This is a genomic window from Pinibacter soli, assembly GCF_029961145.1.
GTDB lineage: Bacteria > Bacteroidota > Bacteroidia > Chitinophagales > Chitinophagaceae > Pinibacter > Pinibacter soli.
Map to the genome: position 1 here is coordinate 36278 of NZ_JASBRG010000004.1, position 24816 is coordinate 61093.

Annotated in this window: 16 protein-coding genes; 2 read left to right on the forward strand and 14 right to left on the reverse strand. The window is 40.7% G+C overall.

Annotated elements, in window-relative coordinates; translation table 11 throughout:
- Nucleotides 1–39 precede the first annotated feature (39 nt).
- Nucleotides 40–591: a hypothetical protein gene (locus QJ048_RS07065; protein ID WP_282333642.1), complete on the reverse strand. Its 552-nt coding sequence runs from the start codon at nucleotides 589–591 to the stop codon at nucleotides 40–42.
- 117 nt (nucleotides 592–708) lie between these two features.
- On the opposite strand from QJ048_RS07065, the gene QJ048_RS07070 reads away from it, so the two are divergent.
- Nucleotides 709–1473, forward strand: a complete 765-nt coding sequence (locus tag QJ048_RS07070) for a M15 family metallopeptidase (protein ID WP_282333643.1) — start codon at nucleotides 709–711, stop codon at nucleotides 1471–1473.
- Between the two features lie 31 nt (nucleotides 1474–1504).
- Nucleotides 1505–2089, forward strand: coding sequence for a DUF1287 domain-containing protein (locus QJ048_RS07075; RefSeq protein ID WP_282333644.1), 585 nt, complete (start codon nucleotides 1505–1507; stop codon nucleotides 2087–2089).
- A gap of 78 nt (nucleotides 2090–2167) precedes the next feature.
- Here the strand turns inward: QJ048_RS07075 and QJ048_RS07080 are convergent, their stop codons facing one another.
- From QJ048_RS07080 to QJ048_RS07140, 13 genes are all read right to left on the reverse strand, one after another.
- Nucleotides 2168–4189 (reverse strand): T9SS type A sorting domain-containing protein, encoded by a 2022-nt coding sequence (locus QJ048_RS07080; protein ID WP_282333645.1) that lies wholly within the window; start codon nucleotides 4187–4189, stop codon nucleotides 2168–2170.
- A gap of 401 nt (nucleotides 4190–4590) precedes the next feature.
- A complete protein-coding gene (locus QJ048_RS07085) occupies nucleotides 4591–7185 on the reverse strand; it encodes a DUF4961 domain-containing protein (RefSeq protein WP_282333646.1) in 2595 nt (864 codons plus the stop codon).
- 262 nt (nucleotides 7186–7447) lie between these two features.
- Complete coding sequence (locus QJ048_RS07090) at nucleotides 7448–8824, reverse strand: MFS transporter (RefSeq protein ID WP_282333647.1); 1377 nt, start codon at nucleotides 8822–8824, stop codon at nucleotides 7448–7450.
- 126 nt (nucleotides 8825–8950) lie between these two features.
- A complete protein-coding gene (locus tag QJ048_RS07095; RefSeq protein WP_282333648.1) occupies nucleotides 8951–10744 on the reverse strand; it encodes an alpha-amylase family protein in 1794 nt (597 codons plus the stop codon).
- 105 nt (nucleotides 10745–10849) lie between these two features.
- A complete protein-coding gene (locus QJ048_RS07100) occupies nucleotides 10850–13183 on the reverse strand; it encodes a glycoside hydrolase family 65 protein (RefSeq protein WP_282333649.1) in 2334 nt (777 codons plus the stop codon).
- Nucleotides 13184–13306: 123 nt separating this feature from the next.
- On the reverse strand, nucleotides 13307–13990 hold the full coding sequence (pgmB, locus tag QJ048_RS07105) for a beta-phosphoglucomutase (protein ID WP_282333650.1): 684 nt from the start codon (nucleotides 13988–13990) through the stop codon (nucleotides 13307–13309).
- 108 nt (nucleotides 13991–14098) lie between these two features.
- A complete protein-coding gene (locus QJ048_RS07110) occupies nucleotides 14099–15961 on the reverse strand; it encodes a glycoside hydrolase family 13 protein (RefSeq protein ID WP_282333651.1) in 1863 nt (620 codons plus the stop codon).
- Nucleotides 15962–16165: 204 nt separating this feature from the next.
- The gene (locus QJ048_RS07115) at nucleotides 16166–17344 is read right to left on the reverse strand and encodes a SusE domain-containing protein (RefSeq protein WP_282333652.1); all 1179 of its coding nucleotides are present in this window, start codon (nucleotides 17342–17344) and stop codon (nucleotides 16166–16168) included.
- 122 nt (nucleotides 17345–17466) lie between these two features.
- The gene (locus tag QJ048_RS07120) at nucleotides 17467–19047 is read right to left on the reverse strand and encodes a RagB/SusD family nutrient uptake outer membrane protein (RefSeq protein WP_282333653.1); all 1581 of its coding nucleotides are present in this window, start codon (nucleotides 19045–19047) and stop codon (nucleotides 17467–17469) included.
- A gap of 21 nt (nucleotides 19048–19068) precedes the next feature.
- Complete coding sequence (locus QJ048_RS07125) at nucleotides 19069–22062, reverse strand: SusC/RagA family TonB-linked outer membrane protein (protein WP_282333654.1); 2994 nt, start codon at nucleotides 22060–22062, stop codon at nucleotides 19069–19071.
- A gap of 241 nt (nucleotides 22063–22303) precedes the next feature.
- Nucleotides 22304–23338, reverse strand: a complete 1035-nt coding sequence (locus QJ048_RS07130) for a LacI family DNA-binding transcriptional regulator (RefSeq protein ID WP_282333655.1) — start codon at nucleotides 23336–23338, stop codon at nucleotides 22304–22306.
- 183 nt (nucleotides 23339–23521) lie between these two features.
- Complete coding sequence (locus tag QJ048_RS07135) at nucleotides 23522–24082, reverse strand: NUDIX hydrolase (protein WP_282333656.1); 561 nt, start codon at nucleotides 24080–24082, stop codon at nucleotides 23522–23524.
- Nucleotides 24083–24250: 168 nt separating this feature from the next.
- Nucleotides 24251–24772 carry a YfiT family bacillithiol transferase gene (locus QJ048_RS07140; protein ID WP_282333657.1) on the reverse strand — a complete coding sequence of 174 codons (522 nt, stop codon included), beginning with the start codon at nucleotides 24770–24772 and terminating at the stop codon, nucleotides 24251–24253.
- Nucleotides 24773–24816: the final 44 nt, after the last annotated feature.

The window sequence follows — 24816 nt, forward strand, 5'->3', positions numbered from 1 at the left end:
CTTCAGTTATTCAGTTATTCAATTATTCAATTATTCTCTCTAGTTTATATCGCTCAGGTACTCATCCACATTTCCCCAACGGCCTGAACCATTTTCCTTTTGATAGATCAGTTCATTTACCGTATCTGCAATCCGCTGCATTCCCGCAGGAGATATACCGGTTAAAAAGTATACCGTTTCTCCGTTAACAAGTCTGAATATAATCGGATTTCGGCCTTTAGTGGTCACACGATTCATGGGCAAAAGCAGTGTCATAACAACCGCTCCTGCGATTTCACCGGTGGTAGATTCCTTTGGAACGCTTAACGTAGCGAAGCTCATATCGTCGATATAATAAACCCGCTCTCGTATTTTGAGCAAAGAAGCTAACGAGTTCTTTTTTTGCACCACCTTATTTTCATACACTATTATTTCATCGCTGCCAATGAGAATTAATGGCAGAAAACACAAAAAAACAATCACCCAAAAAGCCGCCGGATTTTCCCCGTAGTGCAAAAACGAAAGAATCATAACACCTATCAATACAGCTCTGTATAGGATACTTAAAAAATAATCAACCATCGAAAATTCTCTGAGAATCTTTTTGCCCATGCCGTCAAATAATATTTGCAAAGATATTCCCGACACACTGATTAAATAATAAGAGAAAACTCTTAAAGGACTTCAACCTGATAATATGTTTCTCCGCATCTTTGTAAAAATGCATGTATGCTTCCTATTCTATTGTTGTTTTTTAAAATTGGATTATGGCAAGCCAGTTCATGGCAAGTGCCACACAATGTTCAAAAACTGATGAGCGCATATCCTGACTTTGTGAGAGGCTATGAAAACAATTACATCATTTTTAACGATAACTCTAAAATGTTGTATGATGACGGCATTGCAAACAAATCGTATGTTCAACTATTGAACAATCCTGATATAGAGGATCAATTCAAATATGAATATAAAAAGGGCAACATCCCTTCTGCTATCACAAAGAATAACGATCCTGGCCGGATGAGAAATGAAGCCTTTTTCAAAAAAATGTATGGAAGCACTGAAGCAGAAGTGAAAAAGAATCTTGTCGAAATGGTTTGGTGCCCAAAACTTGTGCATCAAAAAATAAAAGTGACAAAAATTAATGGAATCGATAAACAATTGCATCTCATTTCTGCAGAGCTGGATGAACACCCGGAGTTAAAAGAGTACGTAACGAATATCGGTGGCACTTTTAACTGGCGAAAGATCAATGGTTCGGAGCGTTTGAGCATGCATAGTTTTGGTATGACGGTGGATATTAATACCAAATTTTCCGACTACTGGCAGTGGGCATGCAAATGCACAAACGAAGACGCAAACCTTGGGTACAAAAATAGGATCCCGCAATTAATCATTGATATTTTTGAGCGACACGGTTTCATCTGGGGCGGCAAATGGTATCATTATGACACGATGCATTTTGAATACAGGCCGGAGTTAATTGAAAATTGAAAGTTGAAAATTGAAAATGATAAAGCCCTTTATGAAAAAGTTATTACTTGTTTTTTGTTCACTCGCGATTATAAGCGCTGCTTATGCTCAAAACGATTTTGAGACAAAGCTATCAAATGCCGCAATTGCACTCACAAAAAATAGTGTTACTTACGACCCCACTTATTATAAAATTCCTTACCCGAATGGTGATGTACCTGCAAGTAAAGGAGTTTGCACAGATGTTGTGATACGTGCTTATCGCATGCTGGGCATTGATTTGCAAAAACTGATCCACGAGGACATGACAAAAAACTTTTCCAAATACCCACAAAAATGGGGAAGAAAAACTCCCGACAGCAATATCGATCATCGCCGTGTACCCAATCAAATGACCTTCTTTTCCCGTTTTGGCGAAACCAAAACGACAACAACCAATCCCGTTGAATACACGCCCGGAGATGTCGTTACATGGGATCTGGGGAATGGCTTAACACATATCGGAATTGTGATCGATCGCAAATCGACGGACAATAAACGCTATCTCATTGTACATAATATTGGTAACGGACAAGAAATTTCTGACTGTTTATTTTCCTTTAAAATTATCGGACACTATCATTATACAGGAAAGTAAAATGATCCAAGAGAGGAGCAAAGTCAACAGTCATGAAGTTATGGGCATCACCCTCTCTGCTCCTCCACCATGAATCTGTTATGGCTTAATAAATGTTTTCACCTTGTGCGGGAAATGCAATCCGTCTATTGTTAGTAAATATGTTCCTGCAGAAAATTTATTGGTATCAATTGAAATCCTGTTCTCTCCTTTCTGCAATAGATAATTTTGCTTTTCCACAACAGCGCCTGACATAGAATAAATTGCAAGCTGAATGTTTCCGCTTTGCGGAGCCTGGAGCCTTGTCGTTATACTATTTGGGGACGAACACACAACAACCGTTGCAGCATCGATTTCATCGGCCACAACCATAGTTTTGTCTATAGTCACTTTACTATCGCTCTCAATTGCTTTTATTCTAAAATATTTAAGTCGCGAATCGTATTGAACCCGGCAACTGTAGACATACACATTTGGTAAGCACGCGATATCCTGCACTTTCGTAAAACTTATACCATCAGCAGAACCTTCGATCTCAAACCGCTCAGGCACTTCATCTTCACTTACCCTCCACGATATGGCAATGCGGTCGTCTTCATGTTGTATACTTCTGCTGATAATTTTCACCGGTAAAGAAGTTATAACATTAAGCGTTCCAAAAGTCAGGACTTTAGGTTCAGATGTAAGACTAATGGGATCACTCATAAACAATCCATTTACAGAAACACCGGGCTGCGTGCTCTTGCTCACCCACTGGCCGTTCTCAAATGCTGCCATTAAAATGTCTTTATTTTCCGCATCCGGAATTTGATTATCGTAACGAAACTTTACACCTGCATTTGTGGCGCCATTTCCTGCAATTGTCCAGTAACCGGTTGTTGCAAGCAACCTGACTGGCGCTAATTTTTCGGCACCTACATTTGCGGTTGCGTTATTTTTATAGGAAACTGTTATATCTCCTGTTGCGCCAATTACTTTTACCGGTTGTCCACTATTTTCGCCAACAGGAAAAACGAAATCTTCAGCAGACAAACCTTCTTTCTTTATCGAACCATTGACATAGTTTTTTAAGCTGTCGCTAACGTTAATATAGCCAGTGTTTTCAATGCTAAGCAGACTTTCATTGGTTGCTGTAATAATTCCTTTTAAAATATTTAGTTCAAACGGCAATCTCAGAGGAGCGTCAAGAAAAATGCCGTTATCATTATTTACCTTCATTGCGATGGCATTTTGTATTTCCCCCATCATCGAAAGATGTTGCGCATTTGCCCCGCAAAGCTCCAATGTGGCCACGCCGGAACTTTGGGTGATAACCGCTCCGGCGTTCTGCGTCACATCGCCTTTTATTTTCACGCTATTGTAATTTGCTTTAGTAGCGAGATTAAACGTTCCTCCCTCCTGCACAAGATCGCCTTCGACCACCATATCTTTTGTAAAATTTATACTGTAGGAAACATTTCGGGAAAGTATCAAGTCGCCCCGAACTGTAACAACACTACTGGAAGTTGCTGAATAGGTTCGAGCCTTCCCCGCATCGTTTGCAGAAAGTAACAATGTACCAAACGTTCTGCCGGCCACAGAAAGCGTATATCCGGCCGTGCCGGGTACATCGAAAACAAAAACACCTTTCTCTGTTCCGGGTGCGCGGGAAAGCATCTTTACAATATTGGCATTGGAACGCTTGGTATTGTGAATATAAGTGCCCCTGTTATTGATCCGCAATGAATCGCTGATCACAAGCCCATAACCGCTTGTGGCGCCACTGGAATTTTTTAAAACACCTCCTTCATTTATGGTCAACCCATATCCTTGTCCGACAACCTCAAATGCGGTGGCCAAAATATTCTCATTTGGCAAATCAAGTTCGATCTTATTTCCTGTAGCAGGGTTTATCGTTAGGTATTTAACACTGGCAAAAGAAGATGGTAACATAACAATATAGCTTCCTGCAAGATTTGTGTTGTCTAAAACAACAGAATCTGCATCTGTTGGAAGTTGCTGATCGCTCCAGTTCAGCTGGTTGCTCCAGAGACCATCATTCCCCAGCCCTGTCCATTTTTTTTGTGCGAAAATATTCAGGCATGTCAATAGAAGGACATTGAAAAGAATTGTCTTTTTCATATTTAAGATTTCGTTAGTAAAAAAGCAGGAAGTAAGTGGGCAAATAGAAGGAAGTCTAAAAATCGATTAGCTAACGGACATATATATACGATACGAATGTATACACGTCGCACCAAAAATTGATAAAAAGAAGAGAATAATTTACAAGTTTTTTTCTTGTTCTTTATATTGACAATTAGCAGCAAAATATTTTCAAAAAAGCAATTATTATTTGAGACGGCTTCAAGAAAACAAACACGCAATTACCTGAAGAAAAAGTCTAACCCGATATGCAAAGCTCAGATGGTAATAGCCTGTATGGATCAGTTTAACCTGTATTATCAGTGTACGGGGCACAACAAAAAAGCTATTACCTGATCCATCGATCAACGGTAATAGCTAACCAGATAGTGACAATTATTTTATTGATTCAGCACTTTGTTACTGTATACGTGATACTCGCCGGGTGTTAAGGCTGCAGTATAGCTTGTGCTGCCTAAGGTAATGGTAGCACCGCTCAAACAATCATACCATGTTCCGGCGGAAGGGAAAGTGATATTTGCGGACTGCGGATTCACATCAAAATTTCCTACCACCACAACATTTGCATCAGTGCCATTGAGTTTAATATTTTTAACCGCGCCGCTCAAATCGTACTGAAAATTAGTCGTTGCAAATACAGCGTTCTTTGTTTTCAATCGTATCATTTTTGCAAACACATTGTACAACGCCTGCCTGTCAGGATTGCCCTGGTATTCCCAATGCGGCGGCTTCTCTCCTGTTCTGTCGCCCTGGTTGATAGAAATATCGTAACCTACTTCACCGAACTCCCAAATCATTTTTGGCCCGGGTGATGAGAACAAAAACGCTGCTGCCATTTGCTGGCGCTTCAGGCCAGTTGCGAGATCTTTAACATTGTAAGCGCCGGAAGAATTCCCATATTGCTCATTCTTATACTGCAGTCTTTCCTCATCATGACTTTCCATGTAAGTAACAAGATTATAAGGCTGAGTAAACCCATGCTTGTCATAAAAGATGCGTGAAAAATCCCAATCTGTGGTATAACTCATTGTTGCCTGGTTAAAATTATAGTTCAGATTGTTCCACAATAATATGCCTTCGCTGGAAAGGGCCTGTTCCTCCAGATCAACTGCAAAGTGCTCAAGAATTACATAAAAGTTCGGGTCGATGTTTTTTATAAAATTGTTGTATTCTTTCCAAATGGCCACGCGGGTTGCATCATACTTAGCGAAATCGGCGTCATTACTAGTCATGTTTTCCGTAAAGCCTTTTGAAAGATCAAACCTGAAGCCATCCACTTTATATTGTTGCATCCAGAACTGCAAAACATTTTTTACAAAATATTTTGTGGCCGCACTTTCGTGATTAAAGTCGTAGCCTACATTGTATGGATGCGTTGGGTTTACATTGAACCACGGACTGTTTGACGCAGGCTTTTGTGTAGTGCCATCAAAATACAATTGCACCATTGGTGATTGACCAAATGAATGATTCAGCACCATGTCCAGTACCACAGCAATCCCTCTTTTGTGACATTCATCAATGAAGGCTTGCAGTGCCATTTTCGGACCATAATATTTATCGGCCGCAAAATAAAAATCAGGATTATAACCCCAGCTTGTGTTGCCTTCAAACTCAGTAACAGGCATCAATTCTACAGCATTTACACCCAGCCTTGTTAGATAAGTGAGTGTATCTTTCAGTGTCTGGTAATTATGTGCGCCAATAAAATCACGCACATGCAACTCATAAATAACAAGGTCCTTTTTATTGGGTTTTGTAAAATTGGAAACCTGCCAGTTGTATTGTTGAGGATTTGCCTGCATTACACTTACTATGCCAGTTGCTTTTCCTGTAGGATAAGTCGGCATGTTAGGAAATGTTTCCGAACCAATGTATTTATCATTATCAGGATCAAGGATCAATTCGCAGTAAGGGTCAGCAACTTTCAGCGTGCCATCTACGAGGTATTGATATGTATAATATTTGGTTGCATCCAGGTTATCGATTTGCACCCACCAGCGTGTGCCGTCGGGTGTTTTTTTCATGAAGTATTTGGGATCAGCCAGCCAGTTATTGAAATCTCCGATCACGTAAGCAAATTTTTTATCTGGTGCGTAGATATTGAAAATTGCGGAGGTGCCATTGTTAATGAATGTAACGCCATCCTTTGCACCTGAAGGCAGCGCAGCGATCTCAACTGTTCCGGCACTTACAAACGTATAGATTGCCTCAGCGGTTTGTCCGTTTGCTACGGCCGTTACTTTTACTGTTTGCGTACCGCCAACTGTAAGCTTTGTTTTACCGCTAACGGTAGTGCTATTGCTGGCCGTTGCGAAGCTGCCGCCGTTCAGAGAAATGGTTAAACTGGAAGCCTGAGAAGATACCGCAGACACGCTGATCTCATCACCCGTCATCTGCGTTTGTAATACAGGTTCCGGTGTAAATTTCGGTGCGAATTCGGGAGAAGTAAATCTTACCTGCAACTTGCTGACATCATAGATGTTTATGAACATGTCGCTACCATCCGTGTTGCGGGCCACCAGGCTGCCGTCTGCACTGCGAAACAATAATGCAAGCTTTAATATCTTTTCACCTGCAGGTACGTTGTAAAAACTACGCGGCCTTAAAGTGAACTGGTACTTATCATTGCCAAGAGGTGTCGTTTTTGATTTTGGATCTGCTGTATTGAATGAAGAGCTCGCAACATATTTCCAACCACCATTGCTTTGATCAGTAACAACGCCGGTATAGATGTACACATCTCCACCATAACCTTTTAAACCGGCATTGCCTTTTGAAGCATCCAATTTAATAGTGATGGAACCTGTATCTGTCGGGAATGGTGGTGTCCACGTAAGCAAACCTGTTTCCGTTACCGGATTTGATGGATGCGTTGTATCGGACGGATTACCTCCTCCACCAGCATCCGACTTTTTACACGCCGGTGCATACGCAAGGACAAACACCAACAGCAACAGATAAAATTTCTTCATGACAATGGGAGTTGTGAGTTATTAGTTTTGAGTTATGATTTTTGCGTTCTTGTGCATGGGCCCAACTTTATTCTACTGTACAAGTGTGCGACGCAACTAAAGATCATAATAGCTATGTCGCTGGGTTCAAAATCTTTCTTCAAATGTCGTGTACTCCTGACTTCGGTTGGCTAAAGCCCAACGGCAATGAATCAGGTTCGATATACTTTTACATCTAACAACGCACATTTCTTACGACTCTCACCCATAGCATTCTTAATTCTTAATTAATCTCAATCGGCACCACACCAGGCACCACTGTCATTTTCTTCTTTTCGTCTCTTACATTCAACACAGAAATAGCGCCAAGCACCAGTGACACGCCAGCTATGATGATAGAATAAATAGCATGCCCACCGTAAATATGTTTTACGAGCCAGCCGCCAAAAAATCCATTTATAATTTGTGGAAACGTGATAAAGAAATTGAAGATGCCCATATAAACACCGATCTTTTTTGCAGGCAGCGAACCCGCTAAGATGGCATACGGCATTGCTAGAATACTTCCCCATGCAAGGCCGATTCCAATCATTGGCACTATTAGAAATTTAGGATCTTTTATAACTAAAAAAGATATCAAACCAAGCCCACCCATAAGCAACGAAAACGCATGAGTCTTCGTACGACTGGTTCTTTTTGCAATAAGAGGCAACAACAATGCATAACCTGCTGCAACCCCATTGTACACACTAAACATCACATTCACCCAGTTACCTGCATCAGCATATGCCTTAGAATATGTATCGCCAGGTTGCACATTATAAAAATGTTGGGCCACAGCAGGCGTTGTATAGACCCACATAGAGAACAATGCAAACCATGAAAAGAATTGTACCAACCCAAGTTGCTTCATGGTTTTTGGCATCAGTTTGAAATCGGTAAAGATCGCAGACAACCCTTTCGCATGATGCGTTTCTTCTTCAGGAGAAAATCTTGCATGTTCTTCAGGAGAATATTCTTTTGTAGTAAATATGGTCCAAAGAATAGCACTGATCAATACACCTGCTCCTATATAAAACGAAAGTTTAAGATTTAAAGGGACTACGCCTGGATCATCTGTAGCAGGAACCTTAAACCAATGTACCAAAATATATGGCAGTATGGAACCAACGATCGCTCCTATGCCTATAAGAAATGTTTGAATGGAAAATCCTGCACTGCGCTGGCTGTCAGGCAAATTGTCTGCCACAAGCGCCCTGAAAGGTTCCATGGCTACGTTGATAGATGCATCCATGATCATCAGCAAACCCGCGCCTACAAAGATTGCCGGCATGAATGTCGCCAGCGCAGAAGAATTGGGCATTAATATCAATGCCAGCGCTGTAAGAATTGCTCCTACTAAAAAGTACGGTCTTCTTCTTCCCAATCTGTTCCATGTTCTGTCACTGTAGTGACCAATGATGGGTTGAACAATCATGCCTGTAACCGGCGCTGCGAGCCAAAACAATGAAAGATGCTCGACATCTGCGCCAAAGGTTTGAAGAATGCGTGAGGCATTTCCATTCTGTAAGGCAAACCCGAATTGTATTCCCAAAAATCCAACGCTCATGTTGAATATCTGGCGGGTTGTTAGCAACGGTTTCTCTGTTATATTTTTCATCCGCATCTTTTTTTGTTTGCCGCTGTCGCGGCGATTATTTTAGTCGGATGGAACTACGCATAAACATTTCAAAGTGTGAGAAATTACTATGCTTCGTTTCATACGGCGCTTTTTCGTTAAATGATTTTATTCTACTTCAAATATAACTCCATTCATTGGCGAAACCTGCACGGGAATTCCTTTTGAGAGGTCATTTATTTCAATACTTTGTCGTGTAAAAATTTCTTTGAGAACAACTCTTCTATCACTCTTTTTATCAAATAAATTGGCAGGCATCTGCATATATAGATTGATGGTTTTATCACGGTTAAAATTCACTACCACCAATACAATTTGGTCTCCAATATTGCGAACGTAAGCGACCGACTTTTTGTCAAATCCTTCTTCGGGGAGCATTGACAGCTTGCCGTACTTAATAGCATCGCTGTTTTTGGCATAGTTGAGTAGTGTTGCGTAAAATGCCCGCAACTTTTTTTGCTCTTTTGATAAACTTTTACCGTCAAATGCCCCGTTGTTCATCCATGCCTGATGCGCTGGAACACCCCAATAGTCAAATAATGTTGTGCGGTTATCTTCTCCGCCAAAGCCTTCTTTGCCATCACCATGTTCACCCATTTCCTGTCCGAAATAAATCATGACGGGGCCGCCGGAAAGTGTTGCAGACACAATCATTCCCGGAATGCCATTCTCTCCTTTTTGCGCAAATCCTTTTGAGGCTATTCTTTCCTCATCATGATTTTCAAGGAAGCGAAGCAGATTGCTTGAAATCGCACTGTCAGCATTGGAGAGGTTTACAATATCGTTAGTGTTTGCGAGTGAATCATTCTTAATAAGCCTTTTCACTGCATCATACAAACCAACTTTGTCGTACAAATAATCAAACTTTCCTTGCGTTAGATACTGTTGAAATACTTTCGGATTGTATGCTTCAGCAATGAAAACGATTTGAGGATTTACTTTTTTCACTTGCGGAATAACCCACTCCCAAAACTCAACAGGCACCATTTCCGCTACGTCGCAACGAAAACCGTCAACATGTTTATTTGCCCAAAACACTAGTATATCTCGCATTTTGAGCCATACCGAAGGTTGTGGACTTAAGTGTTTTGTCTCGCCATTTTTATAATCAACGCCATAGTTCAGCTTAATAGTTTCATACCAGTCATCGATTGAAGGTGCTTCGCTAAACACGTTGTTACCAGTTGCCTTTGCAGGTGTTTCCGCAAACTTATTGTCTTTAAGAGGGCTCTTGAAATCGCTGCCACCTGCATTTACACCTTTGGGCACAACAAACGATTTACCAGTGATGTAGTAAAAATCATTTTGCGCAGAAAATGTTTTCGTAACATCATCATTCGCTCCAAAATCGGCCACATTAGATGGTTTCGCGTTCGAGTGATAAGTGCGTGCCACATGGTTAGGCACGAAGTCAATGATCACTTTTAAACCATGATCATGTGTGCGTATCACCAGCGCTTCAAATTCCTGCATCCTGTTTTTAACGTCAGTTGCCAAATCAGGATCTACATCATAGTAATCTTTAATGGCATAAGGAGATCCGGCTCTACCCTTTACGACATCAGGATCATCAACCGCAATGCCGGCTGAAGAATAATCCTGCATGCTTGGATGTTCAATTATTCCTGTGTACCAAACATGTGTAATACCCAGTGTTTTCAATGAATCCAGCGCCTTGTCATTTATATCACCGAACTTACCCACACCATTTTCTTCTTCGGAACCATAGTATTTGTTAGTTGTATTTTTATTACCAAACAAACGGGTGAGCATTTGATAAATAATGAGTTTGTTGTTATGCACGCTATCGCCTGATGCAGCCTGTTTCTCATTTTTTGAAACAGGTGCATTACATGCGGCGAGCATTGCTAACAACAACAATATGGAGCAAGTTTGTTTCATCTTTTTAGTGAGCACGCTGATGACGCTGATTAAGCTGATTTACACTGATTGCTTTTCCTTTCTTATTAGTGCGACCTAGTGCTGTTAGTGCCGTAAACACTGACTTTAGTGTCTAACGACTTCTTCCTCCCTCACATGTATCTCTACTATATCATTGCCTTTCAACACATACCCATTTTTAAGTATTACAATCGATACATCAACACCTGATCTGTTTATTATTCTTACATACTCTTTTTTAATCTCAACACTTAACAATGCACCACGGAAATTAATATTGAAGCTGAATGATTTCCATTTGCCGGGAATAAATGGATTAAAGTGCAGCTGCCCATCATGCACACGCATTCCTGCAAAACCTTGCACCACGCTCATCCAAGTACCCGCCATTGATGTGATGTGCAAGCCGTCTTCTGTGTCGTTGTTATAATCATCAAGATCAAGTCTGGATGTTCGCAGGTACATTTCATAAGCCTTTTCTTCATAACCCAACTTTGCTGCGAGAATAGCATGCACGCAAGGTGACAATGAACTTTCATGCACGGTTCTCGCTTCATAGAAATCAAAGTTGCGGCGAATGGCTTCCTGGTCAAATTTATCTTCAAAGAAATAGATGCCTTGTAAAACATCTGCCTGCTTGATAAAGCATGAACGCAAAATCCTGTCCCAGCTCCACTTTTGGTTGATCGGCCGTTGTGATGCAGGAAGATCTCTCACCAATACTTGCTCCTTATCCATGTATCCGTCCTGTTGCAGATAAATGCCCAGATGCTTGTCTTCCGGATAATACATGTGATCAACAATGTGCGACCATTTTTCTTTTTCTGTCGACTCGTTAAACTGCAAGCGTTTAGCAAGCTTGTCAAAAGAATCAGGGTCCCCACTTTTTACTGCGTCGATCGATTCAAGTGCATATTGCAAACACCAACTTGCAATATAGTTTGTGTACCAATTGTTGTTGATGTTGTTTTCGTATTCGTTTGGCCCGGTTACACCCAGTATTACATACTGCAGTTTGTCAGCGCTCCAGTTTACACGCTGCGCCCAGAAACGGGCAATGCCGATCAATACTTCTAGCCCATACTCTTTCACATATGTTGCATCTCCGGTATAACGTGTGTAATTGTAAATAGCATAGGCGATAGCGCCGTTTCTATGAATTTCTTCGAAAGTAATTTCCCACTCATTGTGGCACTCTTCACCATTGATCGTTACCATTGGAAACAAAGCCGCTCCGTTGATAAAGCCAAGTTTCTCTGCGTTTTCAATTGCCTTTCCCAATTGCTGGTACCGGTAGAACAACAGATTCCTTGCGACCTGCGCATCTGCGGTTGATAAATAAAACGGAACACAATAAGCTTCTGTATCCCAATAAGTGGAACCGCCGTATTTCTCTCCGGTAAAGCCTTTCGGACCGATGTTCAATCGTGCATCTTCTCCGGTGTAGGTTTGATTCAACTGAAAAATATTGAACCTGATGGCTTGTTGTGCCGCTACATCGCCTTCGATCACGATGTCACTCTCGCTCCATTTGTGCGCCCAGGCTTCTTTTTGCTGTGCAAGCATTTTATCAAAGCCTTGAGCAAACACCTCTTCTACAACTTCTTTGCAAAGCGCCACCAGTTTATCTTTCGCATAATTCTGAGAAGAAACATTTGCGGCATATTTATACAATATAGTTTCTTCGTTTGCTATAACAGCAATATCAAATGAATGACCTACGAATTTTTCTTTATTGATTTGTTGCGCCTGTACATTTATCAATTTACCATTTTGTACCAAGGCAAACTTCGAACCTGTACAAACCTCGAATGCCGTTTTCTTTGTTCGCAACGTAATGTATGCACTGTCCGCCAATACTTCTCTGCTTACCTCATCCCAGAATTTTTCGTCGTAGTTGGAATCCTGGTTGGCAATGTCGCCATCAATAAAAGGTTTGAAAGTTATAGTGCCACTGAAGTTGATAGGTGTTACTGCATATTTGATCAACCCTACTTCGTCGTTGCTGATACTGCAGAAACGGGTAGCCTCAACAGCAATCTGTTTTCCGCTTACCAGTGTTGCCACAAAGCTTCTTTGCAAAAAGCCTTCTTTCATATTCAACACACGTTTAAAATTTTTAACCGTGCTTGTATGCAGATCCAGTGTTTCTCCATCTACCTGTACATCTATGCCTATCCAGTTTGCAGCGTTGAGCACCTTGGCAAAGTATTCAGGGTAGCCATTTTTCCACCAGCCCACACGGGTTTTATCGGGATAATAAACGCCTGCTATATAATTTCCCTGCAGCGTTTCACCGGAATATGTTTCTTCAAAATTCCCCCTCTGTCCCATGCGACCGTTGCCCAGGCTAAATAAACTTTCTGATATCTTATTTAAAGCCGGATCAAAGCCTTCTTCAATAATATTCCACTCGTCTTTTATTATATAGTCTTTCATGCCAAAATTTTAAAAAGTCAAAAGTCAAAAGTTAAAAGTTAAAAGTCAAAAGAAGTACCCGATGGTCAAGACTGTCTGCATCACAGTTTTTGATTTTTTATTTTTTACTTTTTAATTTATTTATTAACCCAGTTCTATTTCATCAAGAGATCGTACAACGACATCTGCGTCTGCAAGAATATTTTTATCGCCCACTCCTATCACATGCATTTTGCCTCTGAGTGCCGCTTCTACACCAGCCTCCGCATCTTCAAATACTACGCAGTTTTCAGGTTGCTCATTTAATAATTCTGCTGCTTTCAAAAACACTTGCGGATCAGGCTTTGAGCTTGTTACAATATTGCCATCAACAATGGCATCGAATAAAGGCAAGACGCCAGTTTTGTCAAGAATCAGTTTTGCATTTTTACTCGCTGAACCCAATGCAACTTTGTAACCGTTTGCCTTTAGATATTTCAACAAGTCAAATGCACCGGGCAATAAATTTTCAGGCGTCATCTGCTCGATCATTTTGAGGTAGTCGTCATTTTTTTTCTGCGCCAGCACCAACATCTCTTCTTCGTTTTTTGTAACATTTCCCCAACCCAATATCAACTTCAAAGAATCGATCCTGCTTACACCTTTCAGTTTTTCATTTTGCAATTCTGTGAAATCAAATCCTAAATCATTCGCCATTAGCCTCCACGCCTGGTAATGATAACCGGCTGTATCCACCAACACACCATCGAGATCGAAGATGCATGCAGTAATGTTTTTGGATTTGAAATTTGAGATCGGGTATTTTTCGTTCGCTACTGATTCACTCATGTGTGTTTGTTTTTTGTTTCACGCAAAGGCAGCTTCAATAACTGAATAACTGATTAACTGAATAACTGAAGATGTTCAGAAATTTATCATCCAAAGCATTTTCAACTCTCAATTAAGCTCAATCACCCACGTCGTCATTGCAGGCACATTTAGCATTTCGATATTCGAAAGCATTGCATCAGATACTACATTCCTTGCGCTTTTATGATTACCTATTCTTTCTTCGAAGCGTTTGGTCGCAAGGGAAACTTCTTTATCGTTGCTGTTGAAAACGATCATCACTGTTTTGTTATCTGTGTAACGGAAGTAAACGTACACGCCGTTTTCAGGCACGTATTGCATTAGCTTTCCTGTTTGCAATGCCTCGCTTGTCTTTCTGTAGTTTGCCAGTTTTTTAATGAAGTTGAATGCATCGTTTTCTTTTTCGTCTCTTCCCTGTGCAGTGAATTTGTTTATCTTGTCTTCTGCCCAGCCACCTTTAAAATCTTCACGCACTTTACCATCAGGATCGGAGAAATTTTTCATCAATATCTCTGTGCCATAATATATTTCAGGAATGCCGCGTGTAGTAAACAACATCGCCAGTCCTGCCTTGTATTTATTAAGATCTTCTTTTACCATCGAGTAATAGCGGCTCATATCATGATTATCCATGAACACGAGGTTACGCGTAGGATCTTTGTAAAGAAAATCCTGTGAAAGCACATTGTAAATGCTAGATACGCCTTCCATCCATCCGAATTTTCCATTTAAAGATTCATAGATACCGTCTTTAACCGCTATATCTGTAATGCCTGGAAGTTTTGTGTCAAAGCCCTGGTTGATCACATTTCCGTCGCAGTAGAAAGCCTGACTAGCGATTGAGTGCACAAGCGTTTCACCAAAGATGGTAAACTTAGGATACTCGTTTTTTACTGCTGTCATCCAGTTTGCCATAAACTGCAGATCGTTGTAAGCGTATGTATCTATTCTGAAACCATCAACGCCAGCGTATTCTATCCACCAGATATAGTTTTGTGTAAGGTAGTTTGCAACGTAGGGATTGCTTTCATTCATGTCAGGCATGGAAGGAACAAACCAGCCATCCACCTGTAACTTCCAGTCCATCTCGGCTCTATGGGGGTCCATTGCCGGTTGATCTTTATAAGTTGTTTGTGTGTATTTTGGCCACACATGTACCCAGTCTTTCATTGGCATATCAAGCATGAACCAGCTTTCACTGCCGCAGTGATTGGGTACAACATCTTTAATTACTTTCAGTCCTTTCTCATGACATTTATCAACGTATATTTTGTACAGATCGTTGGTGCCATAGCGGGGATCAATTTTGTAAAAATCTGTCGCAGCATATCCATGATAGGAAGCATGCGGCATATCGTTTTCAATTTCCGGGGTCATCCAAATGGTTGTGATACCAAGGTCCCTGATGTAGTCCAAATGATCAATTACACCCTGGATATCACCGCCATGCCTGTAAAACATTGAGTCGCGATTGATCGTTGTTTCGCGCATGCCCTTAACAATATCATTTGTCTTATCGCCGTTGGCAAAACGGTCGGGCATAATTAAATAGATCAAATCCTTGTTGGTAACACCCTGTGCTCTTACTGCATCTGTGTGTTTTGCTTTCAGTTCGTAATTGTAAGTAAGCTTTTTATCTTTCTTGTTTTTGGATAAGAAAGTTATGGTAAAACTTCCCGGCTGTGTGTTCGCTGCTATCGTAAGATCAATGAAGAGGTAGTTGGCATTTTCGACTTTGTTTATTTTCTCAAGTGTTACGCCGGGATAATTACTCAACTGCACTTCGCGTGCAGCGATATTATTTCCATGAATGAGCAATTGCAATTTGGGATTTTGCATGCCGGTCCACCAATTCATAGGTTCTACACGATCAAGAGGGGCGATTGACTGGGCAGCTAAATGACTAACAAAAAAAGTAAGGAAAGTAATAAAAACGATCTGTCTGTTCATTGCTTTATTGTTGTATCAACAGGAAGTGTAAAAATTCAACTGATAACATTTAAGAACACTAAGAATGTTCTGTGTTTAGCATGCACTTTTGAAGCGCATTCAGTATAGCATTTAAAAATTCAGAAAATTAAATTCTAATAAGAAGCACCGGCAAAACCAGGTTAGGATAACCGGTGCTTCTTATGAAATATTAATCAGGCATGTTTACTTTGTAACAGAGTAAGTGTTGTTTACAAAACTTACTGTCACTTTATAAGTGCCGCTTTCATCAGGAGGAGGAATATTATCGCCTGAGTCTGTAGTGAAAGGTCCGCCTGCTTTGTAGGCAGCATTCTTACCATTGTCAACTGCATATTTGTGATCCCAACTACCATTTACCGGAATCAACAAGTATCCCTTACCGCCGCCGGAAGTAAGCGGTATTGAGATCTGGAACGTTGACAATCCAATTTTGGTAAACTGTTGCGTAGCTGCAGGAACAGGATTATTCCATCCACCCGCTGTAGCATCTCCAATGATATACAGATTTGCAGGAATTGTACTAACATCAAACGCAGTAACGGCGTATGTTCCTGCTACGAAGTCAACTATTATTTTGTAGTTACCTGTTGCAACAGGACCAGGGATGTTTAAGTTGCCCCCATCCGGAACAAATGGTCCACCTTTCTTTAAATTAGGATCGGTGTTACTTGTTACATTGTATTTGTGGCCCCAATCCCCGTTTTTAGGCAGGAAGACATACTCTTGTCCGCCGGTTAAGTGAACAATAATTCCAAATGTGTTATCGTCCAGTTTTGTAAACCGCTGATTAGGCAAGGGAACAGGATTGTTCCAGCCACCATCAGTAGCACTTCCAACTATGTAGAGACTGTCCGGTACCGGATATTTCGGCACTGGCTTTGTTGAATACGGAGTTACATTTAGTGTAATCGTATCTGAATAAGAAGACGGCACATTAGAATTGGCGTCTTTGTCTGTTTTCAAATCACTTCTCACTCTTGCCAACATCTTACCCTGTGCTGCAGGAGTCATGCCCAGCAGAATCGCAATCTGGTTGAAATCAGCACCCGAAAATTGTTGTTTCAAAATATTGCTTCCAACAAGCACTTTGTTGGCTTTTTTAAATGTATCGGCTGGCAAAGAAAATTCCAGTGTGTATGTGGCCAACGCATTGTAGCCATAATTTACAGCGGGCCAGGTAAAAGTAATTACAGTATCCTTGGCATGAGCCTCAGTTAAAACAAGGGTCGTTGTACTGGCTGTAAGCTTTGTTGCTGCTCCTTTTGGTAGCGTTAAAATACTTCTGTTTTCATCCTTTTTACAGGAGGCAAACAACACAAGCGAAGCAACAACGACACTTAGTAATTTATATATCAGTTTCATCTGTATATTTTTTAATTTATTTTGGTCAGATGGAATTCGCATGAAAATAATCATGTCCTATACTGGCGAAAATTGTTATCATGCTCATTTCATAAATTAGTTTTTGTGTTTGGCTATTATAATTAGTATCCAGGGGTCGGTTTTAAAGTTGGATTAGCAGTCAAATCAGTGGTTGGAATTGGAAACAGGTTATACCTGCCATCAATGCTTGCTCCAGCCTGCACACCTCCTTTCCATTGCCATATATAGCTGCTGCCTGTATATTTTCCAAAACGAACGAGGTCCGTTCTTCTGTGAGCCTCCCAGTACAGTTCTCTTACTCTTTCGTCTAATATCAGATCCAGTGTCATTGCTGCATCTGTAATATTTCCTGTAGTGCCACCGTATGCTCTTTTCCTAAGAGCATTGATATAACCCAAAGCAGTAGCTCTGTCTCCGCCGGCACCGCCTCTTAATACAGCTTCAGCATAGATTAAGTAAACATCAGCAAGACGGAACATCGGAAAGTCAGTGTCTGCGAAAGTGCCGGTATTATCAGAACCAACAACTCCTGTTGAACTAAGGTTTTTATACTTTGTTACTGCATACCCGTTTGAAAAATCGGTAATGTTGTTGATATCTATCGTTTGTCCTTCTGTAAAGAACATTGCTCTTGAATCTAAGTCAGGAAATTTGATAACCATTTCCTTTCTTGTTCTTAAACCAGACCATGAGCCATTTACACCATAGTCTGGCGGGTTCATTTTTCCGCCGGTAGAAGCGTGAATTATAAAAGTCGTATTACCGTATGATTGTGAAGTCAATCCATTTGCGCGGATAGGGAAAATGATTTCTTTAGAAGTCGTGCGGCTGTCTGTCAAAAACAAATTCCTGTAAGCAGTAGCCAATGAATATGCTCCTGATGAAATTATTTTGTTTGCGTAAGTAACAGCATCTGTACTACGATCTGTTCCGGTGTACACTTTCGCATTCAGATACAATTTTGCTAAAAGCATCCACACCGCACCTTTATCTGCACGTCCGTATTCATTTTTTCCTGCAGCTGGCAATGAATCCTGGATAGCTAAAAGTTCAGACTCTACATATTTGAACAGATCTGCTCTGGCCATTTGTTTCGGCGAGAAGTTACCAACGGCATCTTTTTCTGTAGTAACCGGAACATCTCCAAACAGATCCATGGCGTTCCAATAAAACAATGCACGGAGGAAACGCGCCTCTTGTTTGAATTCCTTGATATTTGCTGCATCAGCTGAAGGAAAACCGTTCACTTTAGCATCTGGCAATTGACGCAAGAATTCATTACACTGACTGATGTTAAAATAAATACGGTTATAGGTAAGCTTGATGTATGTATTATTTGCGTTCCAGTTATTTGTGTTGTAATTCTGCAAATCACCATCGTTCCAGGCTATCACAGCTTCATCTGTCGTAAGCTCTTCTACTTCCCAGTAGTTTCTTAAATATGTATTTGAACCCACATCCTGTGCATCAATATCGGCAACAGGCACACCCGCTGTAACATCTTGCCCACTTAATGAGAGACTGGCATACAGTTTTGCAAGTGCTTCTTTAATAGTTGCCGGGCTACTGTAAACCGCGTCAGATGTAACGTCTACAATTGGCTTGCGATCCAGATCTTTTGTGCAGGATGAAAACGCAATTGCTCCTGCTATTATGAGTTTATATATGTTTTTGTTTGTCATGATTTTTCTAAATTTTCAGGATTAAAAATCAACGCTTGCGCCAAGAGAAAAGATTCTCGTTTTAGGATAAATATTATTGTCAATGCCACTGTATATTTCAGGGTCTATTCCTGTATACTTCGTAATCACAAAAAGATTTTGGGCAATTGCTGACAAACGGAGGTTTACATTCTTACCTATTTTACCAAAGTTGTAACCAACCTGCAGATTATCCATACGCAGGAAGGACGCGTTTTCTACATAATAGTCAGAATAGAACTGGGTGTTATTAAACCCGGTAAAAAGAACATCCGGTATTGTGTTTCCTAAATATTTATTTGCATCAATAACTACTGAATATGCAGCACGATTTGATTTAACGTTGTTGTAAACATAGTTTCCAATGTTAGATCTTAACACAAAGCTCAGGTTCCAATCTTTATAGCTAAACTGAGAATTGAATCCCAGCATGTATTTTGGCGCAGGCGATTTGTAGTGATAGAAAAGATCACCACTGCCTTTTTGGTTAACATCGGCATATACGCCTTCAATTGGTTTACCTGTCTGATCATATACTTGTTTATATACCCAGAACGTGAACGGCGCGTATCCAACGGAATGTATTTGAATTTTGTTACCGGTACCGCCGGAGATGCCACCTACAATTACACCTGGAGAAGACGGATCATCAACTGTCGAAAGCTTTGTGATTTTACTTTCGTTGTATGTAAAATTGAATCCCATGTTCCATTGAAAATCTTTGTTGGTAACAGGTATTGCATTCACTACAAATTCAACACCTTTATTTTCAATGTTACCTACGTTGGTTAATACGTGGTTACTAAGATTTGCACCTGCTGCAACCGGAATATCAGAAATCAGGTTGTTTGTTTTTTTGTAGTACACGTCAAGGCTACCGCTGATCCTGTCTTTAAACAATCCGAAATCCAATCCGATGTTTGATGTAGTTGTTGTTTCCCATTTTATATTCTTATCATAGGGAGCACCGCGATACGTGTAGTAGGCGCTATCCCCTAACAGGTACCTTGCTGTACCTGTACTGATACTGTAAGAAGACAGGTAAGGATAGTCACTAGCAGTAATATCCTGCTGACCTGTTATACCGTAACCTAATCTTAGTTTCAGGTTAGAGATGGTTTTGGAAGATTTAAGAAAATCTTCTTCGCTGATTCTCCATGCCAGTGCGATGGATGGGAAGTTACCCCAACGAGTGTCAGGACTAAAGCGTGAAGAACCATCACGACGTATGGTCGCAGTTAGCAAATACTTGTTGTTGTAAGTATAATTCAACCTGCCATAAAAAGAAACAAGTGTATGTTGTGTTGAATCCGGTTTAGTATACGTTGGAGGATTACCGGCGTTATTTTTTGTTATACTGGTTGTCCAGAATCCCGGCGCACCACGAAGGAAGTCCTGGTAAGAATAACCAGCCATTACATCTATGCGGCTCTTGATCTTCTTAAGATCCTTAGTATAGTTCAGATAAAAATCCAACAGTTTGTTACGCGTGTGTTGCTCATACTCGTGATATTTACCGCCTGCTGTGTATACAGCGGCCCAGTTTGGAGCGTCACGCACTAAACCATCGCTATTTGAGATATCGTATCCCAAATTCAAGTTAGCACGCAAATCCGGAAGAAAATGGAATTTATAATCCAATTGTAAATTGCCGATGCTTCTATAAACAGTAGCCTTGTCATTCTTTAAGTACAAATCAGCTACAGGATTTCTTGTTGACTGAGTGTTAGGTACACCACCATCCTGCCATTCATAATATCCTCCGTAAGGCGAGTTTGCCACGGTTACCGGTTTAGTTGGATCCATCCTGATAGCATCACCTACAGCGCCTGTATTGGCAAAGCGGTTTCCATTTATTACGCCTTTCAGGTTTAAGTCTACACGAAGGTGATTGTCAAAAAAAGTAGGGCTCAAATTAAGAGCGGCACTTCCGCGTTCGAGGTGACCTGTTTTTAAAATACCGTCCTGATGAAGATAGCCCAAAGACAAACGGTAGGGAAGATTTTTCACACCACCGCTAAAGCTTAGATTGTTATCCGTGGTGAAAGCAGGATGGTATATTTCATTTTGCCAGTTAGTATTTGCTTTACCCAAAGAATCTACCGCGTAAGGTTTGTTTTGAATCGCGGCCTGGTCTTTAACCACTTTTGTGAACTGATCTGCAGTTAACACATCCAGGTTTTTAACCTTTACAGCAACAGAGTTTACAGTATTGAAGTTGATACGAAGCGGACCACCTTTTTTACCTTTTTTGGTAGTAATGATGATTACACCATTCGACGCTCTGTTACCGTAGATAGCAGTTGCAGAAGCATCTTTCAGTACGTTGATGGATTCAATATCGTTAGGGTTAATAAGACTTAGAGGATTTGGTGAGCCGGAGATAGATGATGTTCCATCGCTCTTTTTCGGGTTATCAACCGGAACGCCATCAATCACGAATAGAGGGTCATTACTTGCATTCAAAGAAGAACCGCCGCGAATGCGGATAGTACTTGCACCACCTGGCGCACCACCATCGGGACTGATTTGCACGCCGGCTACTCTACCTGAGATTAATTGGTCAGGAGTAGAAATGGCGCCTTTTTGAAAATCTTTCGAACTTATGGCAGTTACAGATCCTGTAAGATCTTTCTTCTTTGCAGTACCATAACCAATTACAACTGCTTCGGTAAGATCAGTTGTAGCGCGTTTAAGAGCAAAATGAACTGCCGCATCATTGCCTTTCACAGTTACATTTTGTGTGTTTTGTAAAAAGCCAACAGCATTTACAACAACTGTGTAAGTACCATTGGGAACGAGAATTTTGAACTTACCATTTTCATCGGCAGATGCACCTCTTGTGCCGCCTTTAATGGTTACAGAAGCAAAAGCAACAGGCTGGTTTGTTTCATCAAGCACCTGTCCTGAAATGCTTCCGTCTTGTGCATAAATAGCTGAATAGATTAAAGTGAAGAGCGAGAGAAGCAGTAGTCTCCCCATGTGTAAACTTTTCATTGGCCCAATTTTTTGGTGTCGCAATCAATTGTGAAAGCTTCGCCAAAAATAATCGGGAACGTTCCCAAAAACAAATTTTTTGAAAATTTTATATGTATATTTTTATTTATAACTAATAATAAAATGATTTACAAATTGTTGCAAACACACTTTTTCGGGAATGTTCCCGAAAGTCAAACAAACAATCGTTAATGCGAATCAACAATATTGCTGTTCGCATAAGTTATTGACTTAAAAAAAATTAGCTGATTGCTACCGGCTCGAGTGACGAAGATTGACGCTGGATGAGTTCAGAATCCAGTACAATGTTCCTCGTGATGAATTCTTTTTCTTCTTCGTGTTTTTCTAAAATTTCAAACAAAAGTTCAGCGGCCCGCTCTCCCATTTTATACGCAGGTTGCGTGATTGTAGACAGTGAAGGATTGAGCAGCGGAGATATTTCAAGACTTGAAAAGCCAATTACTTTTACTTCATCCGGAATGGAAATATTCATTTCGTGACAAACGTAGTAAGATGCGATGGCCAAACGCTCAACAGATGCAAATACACCATCCGGTTTCAGTGTTTCAAATACGTTGCGAAGAATGATCTTGTTTTTATCCAGTTCATTGCTACAGTCGATGATGAGATGATCATCAAAAGGAATGTTATTCTTTTTCAGCGCATCGATGTATCCTTGCATGCGTGTTTTACCGATAGAAAGATTTTTGTTCACAACAAGATAAGCGACCTTTTTACATCCGCTCTTTACGAGATGTTCCGTTGCTTCGAAGCTGCTTTGGTAATCATTTGTAGTGACTCTTGCTGTTTCAATGTCTTCGTATGTTCTGTCAAAGAAAACAAGCGGTATCTTTTTTCGTTTTAAAACCTGCAAATAGCTGTGATCCTGGTCCTCACCAGATACCGACATAATAATGCCGTCTACCCTCCCATTGCTAAGGCTGGTAACAAAGGAAACTTCTTTTTGAAAATCATCATCCGTGAGATAGATCAAAACGTGATAGCTCTTGTCTTTGGCAATTTTTTCTATACCGTTAATTGCTTTTGAAAAGAAGTTGTTGGCTATCTCCGGAACAATAACAGCTATGGTTTTGCTCTTTTGATTGCGGAGATTACTGGCGTGGTGGTTGGGTAGAAAATTAAGCTCTTTCGCTCTCGCAAGAATTTTCTCGCGGGTTTGCGGATTTATATCACTTCCTCCTCTGAATGCTCTCGAAACTGTGGATTTGGATAAGTTCAATTCTTCCGCCAGCTTAATTATGTTAATATTACCCATTAAAGTAAAACTAACACTATTTTTTTAATTTGTTGGACGAATCGCAAATGGCACTCAAAACTGAACCATGAAACCCTTTAGGAGAAAGGGTTTCGGATGAATGCGCACTGTTAGGGCAAATATTGAACTGAGCTTTGCGAACGCTGAACAATGCAGACAGAATGCTATTCGCACTATGATTCATTATTCTTCCCCGTCCGTAAAAGTCAATTTTCCTATCTTCAATAAGGCATAAAACACGCAGTTGCTGTGCATGGATTGTTTGAACTGTCCACGCATTAACAGATCTATTACTTCGTCGATCGTTACCAGCATGATATCAATCTCTTCATTGTGATCGAGTTGCTGCTCTCCCACTTTTCTGCCTCCGGTTGCGAGGAACAAATGTGTGAAATTGTTTAGTACACCGGGATTGGCCGCTGTTTTACTAAGATGTTCGATGTGCGAAAATTCATAGCCCGTTTCTTCGAGAAGCTCACGTCTCATACCCTGCTCAAAGTCTTCATCCTCATCAATGAAGCCGCCCGGCGTTTCTATTACCACTTCGCCAATCGGATGACGATATTGCTTCACCAACACAGCATGGCCATCTTCTGTAATCGCAAGCGCTGTTGCAGATGGCGGCATCTCTACTACGAAGTATGGATCAACAATTACTCCGTCTTCGCGCTGGCACCTGTCTTTCCGCGCTGTGAAGTAATGATGTTTACTTAGGTATTGCGATGATAATGTTTTCCAATGCATGGGATGTAATTAATAATTAATAATTCTTCGACTTCAACTATTGTTTACTATTTATATCTTTTTGTGTGGGAAATAAAATAATCGGGTGACTAAGAAATGCCTTCAAGACTAACGACTCTGACACTATCGTCATAATCGCTTATTAATTCTTAATTATTAATTATCTCCCTACCAATTCATTCTCTCTCTCAACCTTACCACATGCATTACATGGTGTTTGCCGTGCCACGCGTACATGCCGAGAAGGTTCCAGAGAGAAATTTCTTTGTTATGTTCGGGATGAAAAACTGTTCTGTTCCAGTCTTCATCTTTAATGTTTATGATCAGGTTGTGCCAACGACTATGCAAAGCGTGCAGCAGCGTAATAGAAATGTTGATTGGAATGTTTTCAACATCTGGCAGCAATGCCCACGCTGCTTCATCGTAAGGTTTTATCGTAGGATTATTTTCCGTAAGTGCTAGTTTAAAACGGATGTATGCATTCATGTGACTGTCCGGCACGTGATGCACCACCTGTTGAATTGTCCAACCACCTTCACGATACGGGGTTTGCAATTGCGGCTCATCCAAATTAAGAATGGCGTTCTCTAAAAGATCAGGTAGATACTTGATTTCATCTGCCCATTTCCTTAATTGCTCCTGTGAAAATGGTTGCGGCTCAAATTTGCCGATTGGGTAACGAAGATCCATGGTAGTTGAAAATTGAAAGTTGAAAGTTGAAAATGTTGTTTACA

Bases quoted from the DNA above. Each gene is read 5' to 3' on its own strand.
- QJ048_RS07095 (WP_282333648.1), bottom strand. From the start codon at position 10,744: ATGAAACAAACTTGCTCCATATTGTTGTTGTTAGCAATGCTCGCCGCA.
- QJ048_RS07090 (WP_282333647.1), bottom strand. From the start codon at position 8,824: ATGAAAAATATAACAGAGAAACCGTTGCTAACAACCCGCCAGATATTC.
- QJ048_RS07135 (WP_282333656.1), bottom strand. From the start codon at position 24,082: ATGCATTGGAAAACATTATCATCGCAATACCTAAGTAAACATCATTAC.
- QJ048_RS07110 (WP_282333651.1), bottom strand. From the start codon at position 15,961: ATGAACAGACAGATCGTTTTTATTACTTTCCTTACTTTTTTTGTTAGT.
- QJ048_RS07100 (WP_282333649.1), bottom strand. From the start codon at position 13,183: ATGAAAGACTATATAATAAAAGACGAGTGGAATATTATTGAAGAAGGC.
- QJ048_RS07065 (WP_282333642.1), bottom strand. From the start codon at position 591: ATGGGCAAAAAGATTCTCAGAGAATTTTCGATGGTTGATTATTTTTTA.
- QJ048_RS07120 (WP_282333653.1), bottom strand. From the start codon at position 19,047: ATGACAAACAAAAACATATATAAACTCATAATAGCAGGAGCAATTGCG.
- QJ048_RS07115 (WP_282333652.1), bottom strand. From the start codon at position 17,344: ATGAAACTGATATATAAATTACTAAGTGTCGTTGTTGCTTCGCTTGTG.
- QJ048_RS07085 (WP_282333646.1), bottom strand. From the start codon at position 7,185: ATGAAGAAATTTTATCTGTTGCTGTTGGTGTTTGTCCTTGCGTATGCA.
- QJ048_RS07080 (WP_282333645.1), bottom strand. From the start codon at position 4,189: ATGAAAAAGACAATTCTTTTCAATGTCCTTCTATTGACATGCCTGAAT.
- QJ048_RS07075 (WP_282333644.1), top strand. From the start codon at position 1,505: ATGAAAAAGTTATTACTTGTTTTTTGTTCACTCGCGATTATAAGCGCT.
- QJ048_RS07070 (WP_282333643.1), top strand. From the start codon at position 709: ATGCTTCCTATTCTATTGTTGTTTTTTAAAATTGGATTATGGCAAGCC.
- QJ048_RS07125 (WP_282333654.1), bottom strand. From the start codon at position 22,062: ATGAAAAGTTTACACATGGGGAGACTACTGCTTCTCTCGCTCTTCACT.
- pgmB (WP_282333650.1), bottom strand. From the start codon at position 13,990: ATGAGTGAATCAGTAGCGAACGAAAAATACCCGATCTCAAATTTCAAA.
- QJ048_RS07140 (WP_282333657.1), bottom strand. From the start codon at position 24,772: ATGGATCTTCGTTACCCAATCGGCAAATTTGAGCCGCAACCATTTTCA.
- QJ048_RS07130 (WP_282333655.1), bottom strand. From the start codon at position 23,338: ATGGGTAATATTAACATAATTAAGCTGGCGGAAGAATTGAACTTATCC.